Here is a 20321-nt window from a genome sequence, read left to right as displayed (position 1 = left end):
CCAGCATGGTGGGCCCTAGTCCGCGCGGGTCAGGCAGACGCGGCGCTTGCCGCCATCACGGTCGAGCAGGACGCACTGCCCCTGGATGGCGCGCAAGGCATAGGCGCCGTCCCCGTCCGGGGATTCCTCCGGCCATTTGCGTCCGTGGCGATAGCGCAATCGATGCCCGTTGACGACGACTTCCACATCCAACCGCTTGCCGACGCCATAGATCGCGGCGAGGTCCAGGCGATCGGCCTGCGGTTCGGCGGGCGCATCGACGCTCGATGCGGTTGACGCCGTTGATCCGGCTGATGGGAACGTCGAGGTCGCGCCCGCCGCCCTGCCCCGCCGGTGGGCCTGGGCGGCCAATGCGGCGCGGGTCTCGCGACGGAGCATTTGCTCGACGATGTCCTTGTCCGGCCATTCCGGCGCTGACGAAACGGCCGTCGGCGCACTGGCCGGCGAGTCATGGCCCGCATGCTCCACCAGCTGCGCATCCTGGCCATGCCGGGCATGTACCGGCCAGGCAGCGGCCGTGGCAAGCAGCGCCACGCCGGCAAGGTCATTCACGCTCATAAACCGTTCCTTCCAATTGAGCCATCAAGGGGCTGTGCGCGATATCCGGCTGGCGATCGCCATGCAGGTCCAGGACCACCGTTTTCCAGGACGCCACCGCCGGCGGACTGGCGAACAGTGCGAACGAACGCAGCGGTCCTTGCAGCACCACATTGCGCTGGCGCACACGCGGCAGATCGGCGGGCGGTGGCAACGGACTGCCGTGTTCGTCGCGAGGCGCCGGGACGACGAAGGCGGCCGGCGCGCCCAGGACCACCCGCGTGAACGCGGGCGCGATGGCCTGCAGGGTGCTGGCGAAATCCAGGTCGGTCGCCGCCGGGCCGCCCAACCCATCCGGCAGCAGGCGTTCGGCGCGCCCGGCCATGCGCCAAAGCAGTTGCGCTTCGTCCAGGGACACGAAGACCAGCCGTACGCCGGCAGGAGCGTGGTCGGCCAATGCGCGGTTGGTCGCATCGGGGGCGGTCCGGCCATAGCGCGCGGCACAGGACCAGTCCACGCCATCCGGACGGCAGCGCGCGGATCGCATGGTCCAGCCGCCCAGGTCGGTGGGCAAGGTCTTCAAGCTGGCGAAGACCTGGCCGAGCTGCCGCGTATCGTGGACGCGCACCGCGGCTGCCGCCTTGGTCCAGGCATCGTGCCACGCCTGCGTGGCGTCGACAGGCTGGGCCGTTCGCGTCCGCGGGCCGTCATGCCAGGCCCGCCATGCCGGGGGCGCCAGCAGTGCCGTGACGAGCAACAGCAGGGTGCCCCGCACCGGCATGGGTAGCCGCGCCAAGGGCAGACCGACGCGCCACAGGCAAGCCGCGGGATCGAGCGCGGCGGCAAGCTCATCCAGGGTGAGCATGCATGGCTGGCCGGCCAGGCCAGGATGTATTGCGTCGAGCTCCGCCAATGCGGCGCGCGCGGCGGTCTCGTCGCCATGGATGCGATCGCCACGCGCCATCACGGCGCCGTTGCGCGAGGCGACGAGCCAGACGCGGCCGTCGTCCAGATGCAGCAGGCCGGCGGCCGTGCCTTGCGCATGCATGCGCGCGAAAACCTGGGCGGCGGCATAGCAGGCCCTGGCGCGTCCGCGCAGGCGCGCGCATCCGACCGCGGCCACGCCCACACCGCCGTGCACGTAATGCGTCGCGCTGGCTTCGCGCGCCTTGCGCCGCGCCAGCGTATCGATATGGCTGCCGATGATGGGCGACCATGTCAGCCCGAACACCAGCGCCGCGCCGTCGCGCGCGGCCAGCACGACATGGTCTCCCAAGGGCTGCGGAAGCGCCTGGTGGGTGTGCGTCATCGGCATGTCAAAAGCCCTCTTCCACCTGGGCGGTGACGATGATCACGGTCGTGGTGCGCTGCGTGGAGGCGCGATCGCTGCCGCCCATTGCGTAAGGCGCGTCCGGCGTCAGCCGGCGACGATCGTATTCGTCTTCGCGGCGGTCGAAGCCCGAGATGATCATTGCCTGCCCGGCCCGCAATTCGACCTGTTGCACCATGCCGTTGCCGTCGATGGTGATCTGCTGCACTTCCAGGGGATTGCCGGGCTTGCCGAAGGTCAGGCTTTTCAGCGGCTGCGCGACCGTGTTGTCGTAGGCGATGGACAACAGGATCTGGCCGTCTTCTTGCGCGTCCGGGACCAGGGTCAGGAAGGAACCGACCGTCTCCTGCTTCTGGTTGATCGACACGCCGGGCAGCAAGGTCGGCTGCAGGGCCTGGCCGGCGGCGACCGGCGCGGACACGCTGCCCTGCACCTGGTCCACATAGGAAAACGTCGTGCGCACGGCGTGGGTGACCGGCCGGCGGTTCAGCGTCAGTACGGGAACACTGCTGTGGCGCACGATGGTGCCGACTTCGCTGAGGGCCGCGATGATGGCCTTGCTGCCGCCGAACAGGTCGTTGCGCACGCCAGCGGAAGCCAGTCCGGCCGAAGCGCCCGCCAGTCCCGGCGATGCCATCGATACGGCGGCGCGCGTGCCCTGGTAGAGCAGGTTCCAGTCGATGCCGGCCCTGGCCTGGTCCTTGCCCACCACCGTGATTTCCTCGAACACCAGTCGCACGCGGCGCGTCAGGGCCTTGTTCTCGCGCTCGAGGAAGCGCGCCACCTGGTCCAGCGCGTCGCGCGTATCGTTCACGACGATGGAGTTACCCGCCCCGGGCGCCGCCGTGACGGTGCCGGCGCGCGTCAGGAAGGGTTCGATGCGCGCGCGCACCGCGGCGATGGCGTCGTGGTCGCCGGAGGACAAGGTGGTGTTGGACGTGTTCTGGAAGCCTTCTCCCCCCTTGCCGCTGGCGCGCCCGAGCCGGGCATCGGCGCGGGCGTTCAAGGTCAGCGCCCGGACGTCGAACACGCGCGTTTCGGTGCGATAGAACTCGATGGCGCCGTCGGCGTACCGCCAGTACACGCCCAGGCGCCAGGCCAGCGCGTCGAGGACCCGCGGCAAGGGCTGCGCGCCGTCGGGCAGCGAGGCGCGCGCGGGAAATGGCGTGCCGCCGCCTTGGGAAACGGCGAGCCTGGGCAGGAAGAGTTCGGCGGGCAGCAATGCGTCTGGTCGTACCTTGACACCGATGCCCGTGGCCAGGGCGATACGGTCGGCCAGCACGGCCAGGTCGGCCTCGCCGCCGGAGAACATCAGCGTCGTATCGACGTTCCTGCGCAAGGCGGCCGGCAGCGTGGCCTCGCGGGCCAGGGGGCGCGCGCGTCCCGCCAGCCAGGGCCTGGCGACATCCTGCGCGGCCAGCCTGGCCGCGCCATCGGACAAGGATCTGGAAAAACCGGCATAAGCGGCCTCGTTGCGGGCCTGCGCGGCCGCGGCCCGATCCTGTATGGCGGCGATGCGTTCCGGCGCGACGCAGGCCGGACAGGCAAGCGCGAGCGTCAGCACCAGGCCGCGGCGCGCAGCGCCGCCGGTGTCTGGCCGTGCGCAGCGAACGCCAGCAATCGATCTTCCTGGCTGTGATGGTGGACGGAAGGAAACGTTCATATCGCCGTCCCCAGCCGCAGGGCGGTGCGGTCGCAGGCCTGCGACAGCGGAATGACGCGCAGGACCTGATTGGCGTAGAAGCAGGGTTGCAGCGGCCGGTCGCCCAATTCGGTAGCCGCCACGAGTTCGCGGACGGAGCGCTTGAAGTCATTGGAAAAATCGGCGCTGCCGGCCAGGGGGATATCGACGTCCACGGCCCAATGCTCGGCCTGGAAGGTCCAGCCGGCAAGTCCTGCCCAGCGCGCGAGCGCGCGACGCATGTTTTCGTCTGTGGGACCGACCCGATACAGGCCCGCGCCGGATGGCATGATTTTCGTCGTGCCGGACGTCGCTTTCGCGCCTGGCGCGGGCGCTGCCGGCATTGCGGTCACCGGCGTCGGTGTCGGCGAAGGCGTCACCGCCGTGGCGGCCGTCGCGGCGCTCAACGCGGCCGGCGTCGCCTCGGCTTGCCCCGCCGCGCCCAGGTAATCCGCGCGCGCCTGCAGCGCGCCGCCGCGCATGACGACGGCCGGCCATTTGCCTTGCACGATGACATAAGGCTCGTGCCTGACGTAGCGCGCCGGACGCTCGGCGCCATGCTGTTCGGTGAAGAGCGCCGGCACGGGTTGTCCCGGCGCGAACTGCAGCCAGGTCTGGCGGCCGTCGTCGAACACTTGCAGCGGCGCCACCTGCCTGTCGCCGGACAGGCGCCAGTTGAAGTCATGCGTCGCGCCTGCCGCCAGGAATGCCGGTGCGCCCGTCGATGCCCCGGCATTCCAATCCGCCATCCCGCCACCGGGCGCCCATGGCGGCGTACAGGCCGACAGCCATGGCAACAGGATGAAGGTCTTGAACACTCGATGCATGCCGGATCCCCGTTCCGCGCGCCCACCATGGCGCGACCCAGCCATGGTGCCCAGGGCCGCAGGGACCAACAAGACGCACATCTACGCATGGATGCGGATGTCACCCAGCGGCCCGGCGGAAAAAAAACCGGCGGGCCTGGGGCCCGCCGGTTTCGGCTTCGATCTCGCCGTGGGATCAGCGCTGCTGGGCGATGGTGCGCGCCTGGGCGGCGGCATTGTTCAGCGCGGTCATGGGCGGCGTCTTGCCGTCGAAGGCCTCGTCCAGCTCGCGGCTGAGCACGGGCTCGATGCGCTCATAGTTGCTGACCCGGAATCCGCGCGCGGTGACCGGGGTCTGCGCGCGCATGGCCGACACCACGGCCTGGGCGCCAGGAATGCGGTTGTAGAAAGACACTTCGGACGCGCGGAACGCGCCTTCGGTCAAGGGCAGGAACCCCGTCGTCTGGTGCCATTCGGCCGCGACCACCGGCTTGGACAGCCAGGCCAGGAATTCCGCCGTGGCCTTGTCCTGCGCCACGGGATGGCCTTCCATCACCCACAGCGCCGAGCCGCTGACGAAGGGCTTGCCCGGCGTCTTGGTGGCCTGGTCGTAGTACGGCAGGGGCGCGACGCCGAAGCTCAGGCCCTTGGCCGCGATCAAGCGGCCGAGGGCGCCGGAACCGGACGTCAGCACGCCGCACTGGCCCTTCGCGAAGGCTTCGTCAGGCGTGTTGTCATTGGTATGTTGGGTCAACAGCAGCGAGCGCTTCCACGTCGCCATCAGCGACACATGGCGCATGTACAGGATATCGAACTGCAGCGCCGACGGGAGGGGCTTGCCCTTGATCGCCTCGATACCGTTGCCGTTGCTGGTGTAGAGCTGGTTGTTGATGGGCGCCAGGTTTTCCAGGTGGACTTCGACCTGGTCGCTCGACGCGTAGGGGCATTCCACGTCGGCCACGTCACGCAGCTTCAGCAGTTCACCCTGCAGGTCCTGCCAGGTGCGTGCCGGCTGATTGGGGTCCAGGCCCGCCTTTTTGTACAGCGAGATGTTGTAGAACATCAGCGGGATTTCCGCCATGTAGGGGAAAGCCAGCAGGCGCCCCTTGCTGTCGCGGGTGAAGCTGCTGGTGGACGGCAGGAACCAGGAGGCGTCCTTGATCGGATACTTGGCCAGCAGCTCGTACAGCGGCTTGATGGCCTTGTACTCCGCCACGACTTCCGGCGAATGATTGTCCTGCAACTGGATCAGGTTGGGCGCCTTCTTGGCGGTCACCGCGGCGGTCGCGGCCTGCTGCAAGGCCTGCGGCGTGGCGAAGTCGCGCACGCTGACTTCGACCGCGTCCTGTTCCTTGTTGTATTGCTTGACCAGTTTTTCGAATTCTGCCTTGTTGGCGTCGTTCATCGTGTGCCAGACCTGGATCTGCACCGGCGCCGCATGGGCCACACCCGCCGCCATCAAGGCAGCGCCGAAGATCCAGACACGCCCGGTGGCGCGGATTGCGCGGGACAAGCCCGATTCATGCAATTTCTTCATAGGTCTACATGCCGAGGAAAGGAAACTCCGGTTCTGGCGCGCGTCCGCTGAGCAGATCGGCCAGAGCCCGGCCCGAACCCGCCCCCATCGTCCATCCCAGCGTGCCGTGTCCCGTATTCAAGTACAGGTTCGGTATGCGGGTGCGGCCGATCAGGGGCACGTTCGACGGAGTGGACGGACGCAGGCCCGACCAGTAAACGACGCGCTCGAAATCGAGCGCGCCGGGAAAAAGCTCGCGCGCCAGGTCCGTCATGGCCTGGCAGCGCTGGGGATTCAATGCGCGCGAGTAACCCGCGAATTCGGCCGTTCCGGCCATCCGCAGGCGATTGCCCAGGCGCGAAAAAACGATCTTGCGGCTGCTGTCGGTCAGGCTGACGCTGGGCGCCGCCACCGGGTCCAGGACCGGGAAAGTGGCGGAATAGCCCTTGGCGGGATAGACATTGCAGGGCACGCCCAGCGGACGCACCAGCAGCGGGGTGTAGCTGCCCATCGCCACGACATAGGCATCCGCCGCGACCTGCCCATAGCCACCTTGCGGGTCGAGGATCTCCACCGCGTCGACGCGCCCGCCGATGGACACCAGCCGGGTCACCTGCGTGGAATAGTGGAACTCGACGCCGGCGTCGGCGCAACGCTGGGCCAGCGCGACCGCGAACAGATGCACGTCGCCGCTTTCGTCTTCCGGCGTGTAATCGCCCCCGACGATGCGATGGCGCTGCGACGCCAGGGCCGGCTCCAGGGCGACGACTTCATCGGCGGACAGGATGCGGCGCTCGACGCCGAAGTCGCGCATGACGCCCGCGGCCTTCTGCGAAAGCTCGAATTCGTGCGGGTCGCGATAGAAATTCAGGATGCCGCGTTCCAGGTGGTCGTACTGGATGCCCAGTTCCGCGCGCATGCCGCGCAAGGTCGCGCGGCTGTACTCGGCCATGCGAACCATGGCGCGGATATTCGGCGCCAGCCGGCCGGGCAGGCATTCGCGCAGGAAGGCGAGTCCCCAGGCCCATTGGCGCCAGTCCAGTTGCGGACGGAACAGCAGGGGAGCGTCTTCGCGGCCCAGCCATTTCAGCAGCTTCAGCGGAGCCTGCGGATTGGCCCAGGGTTCGGCGTACGAGACGGATATCTGAGCGCCATTGGCAAGACTGGTTTCCTGGGCCGGACCGGTGCGCCGGTCCAAGACCACGACATCATGTCCGGCCTGGCGCAACCACCACGCCGTGGAAATGCCGATGATGCCAGCTCCCAATACCGCAATTCTCATTCGCGCCAAGCTCCTGGGTACGCATCGGGCCGCCGCAGCCGCGTGCGCGGAATCCCGTTGAAATTACGGGAAGGAAGTTTACCTTGCCGCCAGCCGCCGGAGCGTTGGCGCGAGCGTTGAATCGCTTCGCCATCCGTCGGCTTGTAAGCGCCTATGTCAATTACGGCGGATCAAGGACGGGCCTTGGCCAGATCCGCTTCGGACGTGAAGGCGTCGGCGAAGAACTCTTCCGGCGGCAGGCCGCACTGGCCGGAGAACTCGCGGCGCGCCGCGTCCACCATGACCGGGGCGCCGCAAGCATACACCTGATGACCGGAAAGATCCGGCAGGTCGAACATGACCGCTTCGTGCACGAAACCGGTACGGCCGGTCCAGCCGTCTTCCGGCAGGCTGTCGGAAACCACCGGCACGTAGCGGAAATCGGGCAGGCTGTCCGCCCACGACGCCGCCAGGGCATCCATGTACAGGTCCTGGGGGCGCCGGCCGCCCCAATAGAGCACGACCGGCCGGCCGATCTGCTTGTGGATCATATGTTCCACGATGGCCTTGATCGGCGCGAAACCGGTGCCGCTGGCCAGCAGCACGATGGGCTTGTCGCTGTCCTCGCGCAGGAAGAAGGAGCCGAAGGGTCCTTCGATGCGCAGGATCTCGCGTTCTTTCATCTGCGTGGCGCCGGCGCCGAACACGTGATCGGTGAAGTAGCCGCCGGGCATGTGGCGGATGTGCAGCTCGAGCGGACTGCCGGCATGGGGCGGCGTCGCCATGGAATAGCTGCGGCGCCGGCCTTCCTTCAGGATCAGCTCGACGTATTGCCCGGCATGGAAGCGAAACGTCTCCGAAGCGGGCAGTTGCAATTTGATGACCGCCACATCCGGCCCGATGCGCTCCAGGGTCTGCACGCGCACCGGCAGCTTGCGGATCTGGATATCGCTGGCCAGCCGGACTTCGGCCGATTCGACCAGCAGGTCCGACGAAGGACGCGCCTGGCACAGCAGGGTATAGCCGGCGGCCAGCTCTTCGGGCGCCAGGATCTGGGCCGGATAAGGCCCCGCGTCGTAGTCGCCGGACAGCACCTTGCCCTTGCAGGTGGAACAAGCGCCGCTGCGGCAGCTGTACGGCAGGACGTAGCCCGCGGCCAGGGCGGCATCGAGCACGGTCTGGCCGTCTTCTATTTTGAACTGGTGTTGGCTGGGCGTGAGGGTGACCTGGAACGTCATGGCGCGTCGGTAGCAGTGGAGCGTAAGGGGTGCCGAATCGGACATTCTATAATTTTTGCCGTTCCGGGACAGGCGCACCCGGAGCCGCCATCGCAGGCTATGCGCCGGAAAGCCGTCCATGACCTGGGTCATTCTGTTCGTCGCCGGATTATGCGAAGTCGTCTGGGCCGTGGGCCTGAAATACACGGACGGCTTTACCCGGCTCGTTCCGTCCGCCATCACCATCGTCGGCATGGTGGCCAGCGTCTGGCTGCTGGCGATCGCCATGCGCACGCTGCCGCTGGGCACGGCCTACGCGGTATGGGTGGGCATCGGCACGGTGGGCGCCTTCATCGCCGGCGTCATCCTGTTCGGGGAAAGCATGGGCTGGGTGCGCCTGGCCAGCGTCGGCCTGATCGTCGCCGGGCTGATCGGGTTGAAGCTGTCGGCGGCGTAGCGGGACGCCGCGCCGGACGCTAGAACTTCCATTCCGCCGAGATCGGGTCGCCCACGCGCAGGACCGCGCCGGGGCGCGCGTCGACGATGGCGTTCTGGCCGAATATCACCCCGACGTCCAGGCTGCGCGTGGCGATCAGGATCAGGCCGGGCTCGTCGCCCTCCCGGCCGGTCGCCTGATCCACGTTCGGAATGCTGCAACGCGTACACGGTTTGACCACCGCCAGGCGGATGTCGTCGCCCCGTGCGAACAAGGCGATATGGTCTTCGTCGTAGGCGCCCAGGTCGTCACCGTCGAGGACCACGTTGGGGCGAAAGCGATCCATGGGAACAGGGTCGCGTCCCTTGGCGAGCAGCCGCCGGTTCAATTCATCCAGCGATGCCTGGTTGGCGATCAGCACGGGATAGCCGTCGGCGAACCCGAAAAGATGCCTGCCGTCGAAACCGGCCGCCAGTTCGCGATGTTCGCCGCGCCAGCGCCCCACCCAATCGGGACTGACGGCACGGCCGGCGGCCGGGACGTCGATCTTGAACAGGCGGCAGGGAAGCCCGAGGAAATCGGTAAACCACCGCGCCGCGGCCGCGCTTTCGGCGTGGGCGGGAAAGGTGTCGCGCCAGACCGTGACGGTTTCGGCCATGGCGGCCAGCTCCGACCCGTCCAGGGGCACTTCCAGCGGGGGCATGCCCGGCGCGCTCAACTGCAGGTGGGTCGCGGTCAGCGCGGTCCGGACCAGTGCCATGGCGGGCACCTGCCGCTGCGTCAGGAAACGCGCACCGGAGATGACCAGCCAGAGGCGGTCGTACGCCAGGCCGGCGCCGTCGACCGCCGACGCATCGACGGCGATGCCCGCGCAGGACTTGACGGGATAGATATGCAGGCTGCGGACGAACAGGGACATGGCGAGCGGCGGGTAGGCGCGAGAACCGCCGAAGCATAGCAATTATCGCGGCCCCGGCAAGGGAAACAAATTGGCGCGAGACGTTGAATCCGTCTCGCGCCATGGGCGTACGCCGGTCGCGTCAGCGGGGGGCGCCGTTCAACCCACCAGCTTCAGCGCGTCCAGGGGCGACAGCGCCTTGATGCCGGCCCGGGTGGCGATATGTTCCGGACGCGGGGCCAGGCCGTACTTGGGCGCGCCCAGCACGTTTTCCATGCTGTTGTAGACCATGAACACGTTCGACCGGGGCCACGGCGAAATATTGCTGTTGGACCCATGCATGGTGTTGCAGTCGAAAAACACCACCGACCCGGCCTTTCCCGTCATCGCCTGGATGCCGCCCTGCTCGGCCAGCAGTTGCAGGCTGATGGCATCCGGCACGCCGTATTCCTGCTTTTTGAGCGAGTGCTTGTAATGGTCCTGCGGCGTTTCGCCTATGCAGGAAATGAACTGCCGGTGCGAGCCCGGCACCAGCATCAGCGGGCCATTGCAGGCAGTGTTGTCGGTCAGCAGCACGGAGCAGCTGAGCGCCCGCATCGCCGGCATGCCGTCTTCCACGTGCCAGGTCTCGAAATCCGAATGCCAATAGAATTCCTTGCCCTTGAAGCCTGGCTTCATGTTGGCGCGGGACTGGTGGATGTAGACCTCGGATCCCAGGATCTGCCGCGCCACGTTGACCAGGCGCGGATCCCGCGTCAGGCGCGAGATGACGGAACTGAGCTGATGCACCATGAAGATGGACCGCACGGCGTTGCTGCCCGGTTCGGTAATGCATTCCTCGCGGCGGTTGATCGTCGGGTCGCGCGACATGCGCGTGATCTCGGCGATCAGCGCGTCGACCTCGGCCTGCGGGATCAGGTTCTCCAGCAGCAGGAAGCCGTCGCGGTCATAGGCCTGCACCTGTTCCGGCGACAAGGCGTCGGCATAGCGCCCGTCCTCGTACACGACGGGATCGTGGCGGGCGACGATGCCGGCGCTGCGGTCGGTGCGCGACGCGTAGCGGTCTTTGGCGGGTGAAATCATCGTCGTATCTCCTTGCGTGATTCCTGGCGGACGCGCGGCATCAGGCCGCCGCCTTTTCGGGCAGGGGATACACGCCGTTCTTGTCATGCACTTCCTGTCCGGTCAGGGGCGGATTGAAGACGCAGATGACGCGCAAGGGCTTTTCGCCGCCGCACAGCCAGTGCTCGTCGTTTTCGTTCAGGGCGTAGACCACGCCCGGGCCGAGTTCATAGCGCTTGCCGTCGGCGATGGTTTCGATCGAGCCGTCGCCTTCGATGCACCAGACGGCTTCCAGGTGATTGCGGTAATGGATGTGCGTGCGGGTGCCCGGAAAAATGGTGGTCTCGTGGAAAGAGAATCCCATGCCATCTTTCTTGAGCAGCACGCGCCGGCTCATCCAGGTATCGGTGCGGACTTCGTCCTTGGTCCCGATGACGTCGTTGACGTTGCGTACGATCATTGGCGTTTTCCTCCGAATTTAAGGATGCGGGCGGATTGCCCGGCTTCGGCCAGCACGTCGGCCACGCTGGCTTCGATGACATCCAGGCCGCGCTTGAGCAGGTCGTCTTCGATGGTCAGCGACGGCAGCAGCTTGAGCACTTCGTCGTGCGCGCCGGACGTTTCGATGACGACGCCGCGTTCGAACGCCTTGCGCGCGATGCGGTTGGCGAGTTCCGGCTGGCTGGCCGTGACCAGGCCCTGGATCAGCCCCCTGCCCCGCACGACCAGGCCGCTGCCCGGATAGCTGTGGGCCAGGTTTTCCAGCCAGTCGCGCACCAGCCTTTCCTTGCGCAGGACTTCGCCGGCGAACGCCTGGTCGGCCCAGTACGTATCCAGCGCGGCGGCGGCCGTGACGAAGGCCAGGTTGTTGCCGCGGAAGGTGCCGCTGTGCGCGCCCGGCTTCCACACGTCCAGCTCCGGCTTCATCAGCACCAGCGACATGGGCAGGCCGAAGCCCGATAGCGACTTGGACAGCGTGATGATGTCCGGGCGGATGCCGGCGGTTTCGAAGCTGAAGAAATTGCCGGTGCGGCCGCAGCCCACCTGGATGTCATCGACGATCAGCAGCATGTCGTGCCGGTGGCAGACCTTTTCCAGCTCCTTCAGCCAGCGCAGGGTGGCCACGTTGACGCCGCCTTCGCCCTGCACCGTCTCGACGATCACGGCCGCTGGCTTGTCCATGCCGCTGCTGGGATCGTCCAGCATGCGCTCCAGGTAGGCCATGGTATCGACGTCCGGCCCGAAGTAGCCGTCATAGGGCATGAAGGTGGTGTTGTTCAGCGGATAGCCGGCCGCGTCGCGGAACTTGGCGTTCGCCGTGGCCTGCAGCGAACCGCCGCTGACGCCGTGAAAGGCATGCGTGAACGAAATGATGTTGCTGCGGCCCTTGACCTGGCGCGCGATCTTCAGCGCCGCTTCCACCGCGTTGGTGCCGGTGGGACCGGTGAACTGCAGCGTGTACTGCCACTTGCGCGGCTTCAGCAGCACGCGGTCCACCGTTTCCAGGAAGTGCTTCTTGGCGCTGGTGGCCATGTCCAGGCCATGCACGACGCCGTCCGACGCCAGATAGTCGATCAGGCGCGCCTTGAACAGGGGGTTGTTGTGCCCATAGTTCAGGGTGCCGGCGCCGCTGAAGAAGTCGATGTACTCGGTGCCTTCCTCGTCGATCAGCAGGGAGCCGCGCGCCTGATTGAATATCACCGGAAAGGAACGTATGTAGCCACGTACTTCCGACTCCATGCGATCGAATATTTTCAGGTCCATATCGTTTTTCTCCTTGCTGGTGATGAGTGATGCCGGGCTGGGGCGCGGCGCCGCGAACGGCGGCACGCCCTGCTCGACTTCAATGGGAACGCGATGACAGGCTCAACGCGGGACGCAGGCCATGGGCCCTATCCGGATCAGCATTTCGTCGTCGTGCTCGGCCTGGCCGAAGAGCTGCCTGTCGAAGAAAGGCTGCTCGGCCACAGGGGCGCCGAGATCGGCGGCCAGGCGGGTGAAGGTGCGCCGCGACGCATGGTTGTCGGGGCCGACGGTGGTTTCCAGATGCCGTATGCCGGCCAGCGCGGGACGGCGCAGCAGCGCGTGCAACATGCGCCGCGCCAGGCGTTCGCCGCGGGCGCGCTCGTGCACCGCGACCTGCCAGATGAACAGCCGCTGCGATTGCCCTGGCGGGACATAGGCCGACACGAAGCCGTCGATACCGCCATCGGGACTTTCGGCCACCACGCAGGTCTGCGCGAAATGCTCGCAGAGCAGCAGATAGGCATAGACGGTGTTCAGGTCCAGCGGCGGGCAGGCGGCGACCAGCGCGTGGATGGCGGCGCCGTCCGCGACCCGCGGCGTCCTGAAAAGATGGGAGAGGTCCTGCGCGGCGAGGGTATCCGCCGCGCGCGTGATGACGGCCTGGCTCATACCACCAGCCCCGATTCCGGCGCGGGGCCGGAGGTCGGCACGTCCAGGATGGGCGAATGGTCGTGGGCGTCGGCCGGCGCGGCCTGGCCACCCTGCTCCATCAGCGCGACGATGCGCTCCAGCGACAGGGTGATGGTGGCCTGCTCCAGCTCGGGCAAGGCATTGAGGGCGTCGGCCAGATGCTTCTGCAGCGGCGACGGCGCCTGCTTGGCGAGTTCGATGCCGGGGACCGTGGCGGTGACGAAAACCGTGCGGCGGTCTTCCCTGCCACGCTCGCGGCGGACCAGGCCCTTGTCTTCCAGGCGGTCGAGGATGCCCACCACGGTGCTGGGACTGACGTGGATTTCCCGGCTGATGGCGGTGGACGTCAGGGGACCGCGCTCGATCACCGTACGCAGGCACATGAGCTGTGGCGCGGTGATGTGGCTGACCGCCGCCAGTTGCCGCGAATGCAGCGCGATCGACCTCGTGATCCGGCGCAGGGCGCGCAGGATGCGCAGGTCGTACTGCTGCGCAGACGGCGCGGGCGCGGCGATGTCGGTTTGGGTGGGTTCAGTCATAGGTGCTGAAATGAATTGGTTCGATAAAATTCCAACCAAAATTAGTTCTGTTGAATTGATTTGAGTACGAATTATATCGGCAAGAGTCATTCAGGTGAACCCCTAGCTCCCGACTGTCACCTTTTCTTACCCTGCCACGCCTGCCAGCGCCTCGATCGCCCGTCTGTCGCGCGCGGGCGGCGGACCCAACACGGACGCCGGGCAAAAAAAAACGGTCCCAGGATCCCTGGAACCGTTGGCTTGCGGCGTCGCCGCGCCTGCTAGAGCACGGGCGACAGCAGAGGCTGCTTCGGCCGCACGTCCAGCTGCCGCCCCTTGCGGGCGCGCTTGCCCACGTAAGGCTGCAGGCTGGTCCCGGCGAGGATGTCCTCGACCTGCTTGTTGCGGTACATCCCGGTGGCGCGCAGGCCGCCGGCGCCGATGGGCACCACCTGCGCCAGCGTATCGTTGCCGTCCAGTCCCATCAGGATGGTCCCGCGGCCGCCGCCGGCCAGCGTCTTGACTTCGTCCAGCCCGAACACCAGGAACTTGCCCTTGGCCGACAGCAGCGCCAGCCGCTGCGCGCCTTCGAACACCGGCACCGGGCGCAGCAGCGCGTCGCCTTCTTCCAGGGTGACGAACTGCTTGCCGCCGCGCTGGCGGCTGGCCATGTCGCCCAGCCGGGCGACGAAGCCGAAACCGCGCTGGGTGGTGAAGAGCCAGCGGGTGTCAGGGGCCGCGGCGATCATGTGGACGATGCGCGTGCCGGACGCCAGGTCGATCATCGTGGTGACCGGCTGGCCGTCGCCGCGCGCCGACGGCAGGCTGGCGACCGAGACGGTGTAGGCGCGGCCATTGTCGCCCAGCGCGATCAGCGTATCGGTGGTGCGGCACTCGAACGCGCCGTAGAGATCGTCGCCCTGCTTGAAACCGAATTGCGTGGCGTCGTGGCCATGGCCCTGGCGCGCGCGCAGCCAGCCCTTCTGCGACACGATGACGGTGACGGGTTCGTCCACCACGCGCGTTTCCACCACCGCGCGTTCGGCCGCCTCGATCAGCGTACGGCGCTCGTCGCCGTACTGCTTGGCGTCGGCTTCGATTTCGCGCACGATCGTGCGCTTCAGCGACGCGGGATTGTCCAGCAGTTCCTGCAGCTTGAGCTGTTCCTCGCGCTTGCCGGCCAGTTCCTGTTCGACCTTGATGCCATCCAGGCGCGCCAGCTGGCGCAGGCGCATTTCCAGGATGTCCTCGGCCTGCCGCTCGGTGAGCTTGAAGCGCGCCATCAAGGCGGCGCGCGGCTCTTCCGCCTCGCGTATGGTCTGGATGACCTCGTCGACGTTCAGGTACACCACCATGCGCCCTTCCAGCACATGGATGCGGTCGATGACCTTGTCCAGTCGATGGCGGGTGCGGCGTATGACCGTGTCCGTGCGGAACGCCAGCCATTCCAGCAGGATTTCGCGCAGCGGCTTCTGGCGCGGACGGCCGTCGGTGCCGATGCACACCAGGTTGACCGGCACGCTGCTTTCCATGCTGGTCTGCGCCAGCAGGATGTTGACGAATTCGTCGCGGTCGACGCGCGAGGTCTTCGGTTCGAACACCAGCCGCACCGCCGCGTCCTTGCCGGATTCGTCGCGCACGGCGTCCAGCAATCCCAGCATCTGCGCCTTGGATTGCTGCTGTTCCGCCGTCAGGGCCTTCTTGCCGGCCTTGACCTTGGGATTGGTGATTTCCTCGATTTCTTCCAGCACCCGCTGGCCGGATGCGCCGGGCGGCAATTCGGTCACCACCAGCTGCCACTGGCCGCGCGCGAGCTCCTCGAATTGCCAGCGGGCGCGCGCCTTGAGCGAGCCGCGGCCGCTGTTGTATATCTGCGCGATATCTTCGGCGGGCGTGATGATCTGCCCGCCGCCGGCGAAATCCGGGCCCGGCACCAGGGCATAGAGTTCGTCATCGGGCAGCTTGGGCTGCTTGAGCAGAGCCACGCAGGCCTGGGCGACTTCGCGCAGGTTGTGCGACGGGATTTCCGTCGCCATGCCCACCGCGATGCCGGATGCGCCGTTCAGCAGCATGACCGGCAGGCGCGCCGGCAGCATCTGCGGCTCCTGGTGGCTGCCGTCGTAGTTCGGGATGAAATCGACGGTGCCTTCTTCGAGCTCGTCCAGCAGCAGGCGCGCGATGGGCGTGAGCCGCGCTTCGGTATAGCGCATGGCCGCCGCGTTGTCGCCGTCGCGCGAACCGAAGTTGCCCTGGCCGTCGACCAGCGGATAGCGCAGCGTGAAGCCCTGCGCCATGCGCACCATGGCGTCATAGGCCGCCTGGTCGCCGTGCGGATGGTATTTGCCCAGCACGTCGCCCACCACGCGGGCGGATTTGACGGGCTTGGCGGTGGGCCCCAGACCCATGGCCTGCATGGCGTAGAGAATGCGGCGTTGCACGGGCTTCTGCCCGTCGCCCACGTCGGGCAGCGCGCGGCCGCGGACGACGGATACGGCGTAGTCCAGATAGGCCTGCTCGGCGTAGCGCCCCAGGGTGATGGCGTCATCGCCCGATTCGGTATCGAACAGGCCTTGTTGATTGCTGTCGGTCATGGTGTCGCGTCATTGCGATGCCGCGCCTTTGGATACAGGCGCGGCATGCCGCATCAGATATCCAGTTCGGCGAGATTGCCTTTTTCTTCCAGCCAGGAACGGCGCTGCGCCGATTCCCCCTTGCCCATGAGCATGTCGAATACACGCGTGGTCTGCTCGGGATCCAGGTCGCCGTAGCTGACCGGCAGCAGGCGCCGCGTGTCCGGATTCATCGTGGTTTCCCACAACTGCTCGGGGCTCATTTCGCCCAGGCCCTTGAAGCGGCTGATGCTCCAGCTGCCTTCGCGCTGGCCTTCCTTGCGCAGCTTGTCCTGCACCGCTTCGAGTTCGCCGGCGTCCAGGCAGTAGACCTTGCGCGCCGGCCGCTTGCCCTGCGCCGGCACGTCGACGCGAAACAGCGGCGGCCGCGCCACGTAGACGTTGCCGGCTTCCACCAGCTTGGGAAAATGCTTGTAGAACAGGGTCAGCAGCAGCACCTGGATGTGCGAACCGTCGACGTCCGCGTCGGACAGGATGCAGATGCGGCCGTAGCGCAGCCCGGACAGGTCCGGCGTGTCGTTCGGACCGTGGGGGTCGACGCCGATGGCCACCGCGATGTCGTGGATTTCGTTGTTGGCGAACAGGCGGTCGCGTTCGACCTCCCAGGAGTTCAGCACCTTGCCGCGCAGCGGCAGGATGGCCTGGAATTCCTTGTCGCGGCCCATCTTGGCCGAGCCGCCGGCCGAATCGCCTTCGACCAGGAAGACCTCGGTACGCGAGACATCGCTGGATTCGCAGTCCGTCAGCTTGCCGGGCAGCACCGCCACGCCGGAGCTCTTGCGCTTTTCGACGCGTTGCGCGGAACGCGCGCGCGCCTGCGCCTGCCGGATGGCCAGTTCCGCCAGCTTGCGGCCGTATTCGACATTGCTGTGCAGCCAGAGATCCAGCGCGCCGCGCGTGAAGCCGCCGACCAGGCGCACCGCGTCGCGGCTGTTCAGCCTTTCCTTGATCTGGCCCTGGAACTGCGGGTCCAGCACCTTGGCCGACAGCACGAAGCTGGCGCGCGCGAACACGTCTTCCGGCAGCAGCTTGACGCCCTTGGGCAGCAGGCTGTGCAGTTCGGCGAAGCTCTTGACCGCGGCGAACAGGCCTTCGCGCAGGCCGGATTCATGCGTGCCGCCGGCCGGCGTGGGAATCAGGTTCACGTAGGACTCGCGCACGGCGTTGCCGTCCTCGGTCCAGGCCACCACCCATTGCGCGCCCTCGCCTTCGGCGAAGGTGTCGTGGTCGGCGCCGGCGTACTGGCTGCCCTCGAACATGGGAACCATCAGCTCGGCGCCACCCAGGGCTTCGGTGAGATAGCCGCGCAGGCCGTCTTCGTACAGCCAGGTCTTGGTGTCGCCGGTCTTTTCCACGGTCAGCGTCACGCGCGTGCCGGGCAGCAAGACCGCCTTGCTGCGCAGCAGCTGCGTCAGTTCGGCCAGCGGGATGTTGGGGCTGTCGAAGTACTTGGGATCGGGCCAGACGCGGACACGGGTGCCCGCCTTCTTCTTGGCCACGCCGGTGAACGGCGCCAGCGGCTCGGCGACCTCGCCGTCGCGAAACAGCATGCGGTGCACGCCGCCGTCGCGCCACACGATGACTTCCAGCCGGGTGGCCAGCGCATTGGTGACCGAGACGCCCACCCCGTGCAGGCCGCCGGAGAACGCATAGGCCCCGCCGCCCTGCTTGTCGAACTTGCCGCCGGCGTGCAGGCGCGTGAACACCAGCTCCACGACGGGGGCGTTTTCTTCCGGGTGCATGCCTACCGGAATGCCGCGGCCGTCGTCCTCGACCGAGACGCTGCCGTCGGCATGCAGGATGACCTGGATGTGCTTGCCGTTGCCGGCCAGCGCTTCGTCGGCGGCGTTATCGATGACTTCCTGCACGATGTGCAGGGGATTTTCGGTGCGGGTGTACATGCCCGGGCGCTGCCGCACGGGCTCCAGGCCCTTCAGGACCCGGATGGACGCCTCTGTATAGCGTGGAGTGGCCAAGTTATCCCCAACCTCTGTGGAAAAAAACCGACATTCTAAGTAAAGAGCCAGCATTGGCGCCGCGCGGGGTAGGATGCGCAAATCCTGACCATCCTTGGTGGGACACCCCTGCCGCCCCAGGGAGGAGCGGGTAGCGCGCGCCTGGAAAACGGGGCCGTCGGAACCAGCCGCCCCTGCCGCGAGGCTGGTTATCCTACACAAAAACCCGCGACCCGCGCGGCAACGGGCCTGTTCGGATGGACAGTGGTATGCTTTAATCCTGCCAACTCAGAATGGCGGGTCGAAGCACGCCTCCCCGCCGCAAAGCAACGAGAACAGTCATGAGTGACCAAATCAAGCATGTCAGCGACGCCAGCTTCGATGCCGACGTTTTGAAGGCCGACGTCCCCGTCCTGGTGGATTACTGGGCGGAATGGTGCGGCCCCTGCAAGATGATCGCCCCCATCCTGGAAGAAGTGGCCAAGGAATACGCCGGCCGCGTCGCGATCGCCAAGCTCAACGTCGACGAAAACGGCGACACGCCCGCCAAGTACGGTATCCGCGGCATCCCCACCCTGATGCTCTTCAAGGACGGCAAGGCGGCCGCCACCAAGGTCGGCGCGATGTCCAAGTCCCAGCTTACCGCCTTCCTGGACAGCGCCTTGTAATCTGCGTTCGTTCCGCCGCGCGGGCCCGTCCGTGGCCCGCCGCCCTCTCCCTCTTTCCCTCCCCCGATACTTCAACGCAATGCACCTGAATGAACTAAAGGCGCAACACGTCTCCAAATTGCTGGAACTTGCCGCCTCCCTGGAAATCGAGAACGCCAACCGCCTGCGCAAGCAGGAGCTGATGTTCGCCATCATGAAGAAGCGCGCCAAGCAGGGCGAGCAGATCTTCGGCGACGGCGTGCTGGAAGTCCTGCCGGATGGCTTCGGTTTCCTGCGATCGCCGGATACGTCGTACCTGGCGAGCACCGACGATATCTATATTTCGCCGTCGCAGATCCGCCGCTTCAACCTGCATACCGGCGACTCGATCGAAGGCGAGGTGCGTACGCCCAAGGATGGCGAGCGTTATTTCGCGCTGGTGAAGGTGGACAAGGTCAACGGGCTGCCGCCGGAAGCGATCAAGCACCGGATCATGTTCGAGAACCTGACGCCGCTGCATCCCAACCAGGCGATGCGGCTGGAACGGGACATCAAGAGCGAAGAAAACCTGACCGGGCGCATCCTGGACATCTTCGCGCCCATCGGCAAGGGCCAGCGCGGGCTGATCGTCGCCAGCCCCAAGTCCGGCAAGACGGTGATGATGCAGCACATCGCGCATGCCATCACCAGCAACTTTCCTGACGCCACCATGATCGTCCTGCTGGTGGACGAGCGGCCGGAAGAAGTCACCGAAATGCAGCGCACGGTGCGCGGCGAAGTCGTGGCGTCGACCTTCGACGAACCGGCCACGCGCCACGTGCAGGTGGCGGAAATGGTGATCGAGAAGGCCAAGCGCCTGGTCGAGCTGAAGAAGGACGTGGTGATCCTGCTGGACTCGATCACCCGCCTGGCGCGGGCCTACAACACCGTGGTGCCGGCCTCCGGCAAGGTGCTGACGGGCGGCGTGGACGCCAATGCGCTGCAGCGCCCCAAGCGCTTCTTCGGTGCGGCGCGCAACGTGGAAGAAGGCGGTTCGCTGACCATCATCGGCACGGCGCTGATCGAAACCGGCAGCCGCATGGATGAAGTCATCTACGAAGAATTCAAGGGCACCGGCAACTCGGAAGTGCACCTGGAACGCCGCCTGGCGGAAAAGCGCGTCTACCCATCCATCAACCTGAACAAGTCGGGCACGCGCCGCGAGGAATTGCTGATCAAGCCCGAGCTGCTGCAGAAGGTCTGGGTGCTGCGCAAGTTCATCCACGACATGGACGAAATCCAGGCCATGGAATTCATCCTGGACAAGATGCGCGTGACGAAGTCGAACGCCGAATTCTTCGACATGATGAAGAAATAGTCCCCCCCCGAAGCGCTGCGCGCTTCCCCCCCAG

The 20321-nt window shown here is 66.7% G+C and carries 18 protein-coding genes; 3 read left to right on the top strand and 15 right to left on the bottom strand.

The window, feature by feature from the left end; all coding sequences use genetic code 11:
• Nucleotides 1-15: 15 nt before the first annotated feature.
• The 7 genes from CAL26_RS08685 to CAL26_RS08655 all read right to left on the bottom strand — a co-directional run bounded on the left by CAL26_RS08685 (nucleotide 16) and on the right by CAL26_RS08655 (nucleotide 8369).
• Nucleotides 16-558, bottom strand: coding sequence for a hypothetical protein (locus CAL26_RS08685; protein WP_094846496.1), 543 nt, complete (start codon nucleotides 556-558; stop codon nucleotides 16-18).
• Entirely contained in the window at nucleotides 545-1846 is a 1302-nt protein-coding gene (locus tag CAL26_RS08680) for a type 4b pilus protein PilO2 (RefSeq protein WP_179283296.1), read from the bottom strand. Before CAL26_RS08680 ends, CAL26_RS08685 begins: the two co-directional genes overlap by 14 nt.
• Before the next feature lie 7 nt (nucleotides 1847-1853).
• Nucleotides 1854-3431, bottom strand: coding sequence for a type II secretion system protein GspD (locus CAL26_RS08675; RefSeq protein ID WP_256988234.1), 1578 nt, complete (start codon nucleotides 3429-3431; stop codon nucleotides 1854-1856).
• Nucleotides 3432-3526: 95 nt separating this feature from the next.
• Nucleotides 3527-4375 (bottom strand): TcpQ domain-containing protein, encoded by an 849-nt coding sequence (locus tag CAL26_RS08670; protein ID WP_094846494.1) that lies wholly within the window; start codon nucleotides 4373-4375, stop codon nucleotides 3527-3529.
• A gap of 175 nt (nucleotides 4376-4550) precedes the next feature.
• A complete protein-coding gene (locus CAL26_RS08665; RefSeq protein ID WP_094846493.1) occupies nucleotides 4551-5891 on the bottom strand; it encodes an extracellular solute-binding protein in 1341 nt (446 codons plus the stop codon).
• Nucleotides 5892-5895: 4 nt separating this feature from the next.
• Entirely contained in the window at nucleotides 5896-7152 is a 1257-nt protein-coding gene (locus CAL26_RS08660; RefSeq protein WP_094846492.1) for a D-amino acid dehydrogenase, read from the bottom strand.
• A gap of 170 nt (nucleotides 7153-7322) precedes the next feature.
• Entirely contained in the window at nucleotides 7323-8369 is a 1047-nt protein-coding gene (locus tag CAL26_RS08655) for a CDP-6-deoxy-delta-3,4-glucoseen reductase (RefSeq protein WP_094846491.1), read from the bottom strand.
• A 118-nt stretch (nucleotides 8370-8487) separates the two neighbouring features.
• On the opposite strand from CAL26_RS08655, the gene sugE reads away from it, so the two are divergent.
• Nucleotides 8488-8805: a quaternary ammonium compound efflux SMR transporter SugE gene (sugE, locus tag CAL26_RS08650; protein ID WP_094846490.1), complete on the top strand. Its 318-nt coding sequence runs from the start codon at nucleotides 8488-8490 to the stop codon at nucleotides 8803-8805.
• A 19-nt stretch (nucleotides 8806-8824) separates the two neighbouring features.
• On the opposite strand, the gene CAL26_RS08645 is transcribed toward sugE, so the two are convergent.
• The 8 genes from CAL26_RS08645 to CAL26_RS08610 all read right to left on the bottom strand — a co-directional run bounded on the left by CAL26_RS08645 (nucleotide 8825) and on the right by CAL26_RS08610 (nucleotide 18358).
• A complete protein-coding gene (locus tag CAL26_RS08645; RefSeq protein WP_094846489.1) occupies nucleotides 8825-9703 on the bottom strand; it encodes an MOSC domain-containing protein in 879 nt (292 codons plus the stop codon).
• Between the two features lie 138 nt (nucleotides 9704-9841).
• On the bottom strand, nucleotides 9842-10765 hold the full coding sequence (gene thpD, locus CAL26_RS08640; protein ID WP_094846488.1) for an ectoine hydroxylase: 924 nt from the start codon (nucleotides 10763-10765) through the stop codon (nucleotides 9842-9844).
• Nucleotides 10766-10805: 40 nt separating this feature from the next.
• Entirely contained in the window at nucleotides 10806-11204 is a 399-nt protein-coding gene (locus CAL26_RS08635; RefSeq protein WP_094846487.1) for an ectoine synthase, read from the bottom strand.
• Complete coding sequence (gene ectB, locus CAL26_RS08630) at nucleotides 11201-12508, bottom strand: diaminobutyrate--2-oxoglutarate transaminase (RefSeq protein WP_094846486.1); 1308 nt, start codon at nucleotides 12506-12508, stop codon at nucleotides 11201-11203. The genes CAL26_RS08635 and ectB overlap by 4 nt, the downstream gene beginning before the upstream one ends.
• 102 nt (nucleotides 12509-12610) lie before the next feature.
• Nucleotides 12611-13159 (bottom strand): diaminobutyrate acetyltransferase, encoded by a 549-nt coding sequence (gene ectA / locus CAL26_RS08625; protein WP_094846485.1) that lies wholly within the window; start codon nucleotides 13157-13159, stop codon nucleotides 12611-12613.
• Entirely contained in the window at nucleotides 13156-13719 is a 564-nt protein-coding gene (locus tag CAL26_RS08620; RefSeq protein ID WP_094846484.1) for a MarR family winged helix-turn-helix transcriptional regulator, read from the bottom strand. The genes ectA and CAL26_RS08620 overlap by 4 nt, the downstream gene beginning before the upstream one ends.
• A gap of 260 nt (nucleotides 13720-13979) precedes the next feature.
• Complete coding sequence (gene parC, locus CAL26_RS08615) at nucleotides 13980-16289, bottom strand: DNA topoisomerase IV subunit A (protein ID WP_094846483.1); 2310 nt, start codon at nucleotides 16287-16289, stop codon at nucleotides 13980-13982.
• A gap of 53 nt (nucleotides 16290-16342) precedes the next feature.
• On the bottom strand, nucleotides 16343-18358 hold the full coding sequence (locus CAL26_RS08610) for a DNA topoisomerase IV subunit B (protein WP_179283295.1): 2016 nt from the start codon (nucleotides 18356-18358) through the stop codon (nucleotides 16343-16345).
• Nucleotides 18359-18624: 266 nt separating this feature from the next.
• Here CAL26_RS08610 and trxA point away from each other — a divergent pair, with 266 nt between their 5' ends.
• Nucleotides 18625-18951, top strand: coding sequence for a thioredoxin TrxA (trxA, locus tag CAL26_RS08605; protein ID WP_086064188.1), 327 nt, complete (start codon nucleotides 18625-18627; stop codon nucleotides 18949-18951).
• Between the two features lie 79 nt (nucleotides 18952-19030).
• Nucleotides 19031-20287, top strand: a complete 1257-nt coding sequence (rho, locus tag CAL26_RS08600; protein ID WP_086064187.1) for a transcription termination factor Rho — start codon at nucleotides 19031-19033, stop codon at nucleotides 20285-20287.
• The last annotated feature ends 34 nt before the right edge of the window (nucleotides 20288-20321 follow it).

The organism is Bordetella genomosp. 9, assembly GCF_002261425.1.
Lineage (GTDB): Bacteria > Pseudomonadota > Gammaproteobacteria > Burkholderiales > Burkholderiaceae_B > Bordetella_C.
Note: the sequence above shows the minus strand (reverse complement) of the source record. Positions and strands in the feature narration are given on the sequence as shown.

Excerpts from the sequence above, each read along its gene's own strand:
- CAL26_RS08685 (WP_094846496.1), bottom strand. The coding sequence starts at position 558 with ATGAGCGTGAATGACCTTGCCGGCGTGGCGCTGCTTGCCACGGCCGCT.
- CAL26_RS08680 (WP_179283296.1), bottom strand. The coding sequence starts at position 1,846 with ATGACGCACACCCACCAGGCGCTTCCGCAGCCCTTGGGAGACCATGTC.
- CAL26_RS08670 (WP_094846494.1), bottom strand. The coding sequence starts at position 4,375 with ATGCATCGAGTGTTCAAGACCTTCATCCTGTTGCCATGGCTGTCGGCC.
- CAL26_RS08665 (WP_094846493.1), bottom strand. The coding sequence starts at position 5,891 with ATGAAGAAATTGCATGAATCGGGCTTGTCCCGCGCAATCCGCGCCACC.
- CAL26_RS08660 (WP_094846492.1), bottom strand. The coding sequence starts at position 7,152 with ATGAGAATTGCGGTATTGGGAGCTGGCATCATCGGCATTTCCACGGCG.
- CAL26_RS08655 (WP_094846491.1), bottom strand. The coding sequence starts at position 8,369 with ATGACGTTCCAGGTCACCCTCACGCCCAGCCAACACCAGTTCAAAATA.
- sugE (WP_094846490.1), top strand. The coding sequence starts at position 8,488 with ATGACCTGGGTCATTCTGTTCGTCGCCGGATTATGCGAAGTCGTCTGG.
- CAL26_RS08645 (WP_094846489.1), bottom strand. The coding sequence starts at position 9,703 with ATGTCCCTGTTCGTCCGCAGCCTGCATATCTATCCCGTCAAGTCCTGC.
- thpD (WP_094846488.1), bottom strand. The coding sequence starts at position 10,765 with ATGATTTCACCCGCCAAAGACCGCTACGCGTCGCGCACCGACCGCAGC.
- CAL26_RS08635 (WP_094846487.1), bottom strand. The coding sequence starts at position 11,204 with ATGATCGTACGCAACGTCAACGACGTCATCGGGACCAAGGACGAAGTC.
- ectB (WP_094846486.1), bottom strand. The coding sequence starts at position 12,508 with ATGGACCTGAAAATATTCGATCGCATGGAGTCGGAAGTACGTGGCTAC.
- ectA (WP_094846485.1), bottom strand. The coding sequence starts at position 13,159 with ATGAGCCAGGCCGTCATCACGCGCGCGGCGGATACCCTCGCCGCGCAG.
- CAL26_RS08620 (WP_094846484.1), bottom strand. The coding sequence starts at position 13,719 with ATGACTGAACCCACCCAAACCGACATCGCCGCGCCCGCGCCGTCTGCG.
- parC (WP_094846483.1), bottom strand. The coding sequence starts at position 16,289 with ATGACCGACAGCAATCAACAAGGCCTGTTCGATACCGAATCGGGCGAT.
- CAL26_RS08610 (WP_179283295.1), bottom strand. The coding sequence starts at position 18,358 with ATGCTGGCTCTTTACTTAGAATGTCGGTTTTTTTCCACAGAGGTTGGG.
- trxA (WP_086064188.1), top strand. The coding sequence starts at position 18,625 with ATGAGTGACCAAATCAAGCATGTCAGCGACGCCAGCTTCGATGCCGAC.
- rho (WP_086064187.1), top strand. The coding sequence starts at position 19,031 with ATGCACCTGAATGAACTAAAGGCGCAACACGTCTCCAAATTGCTGGAA.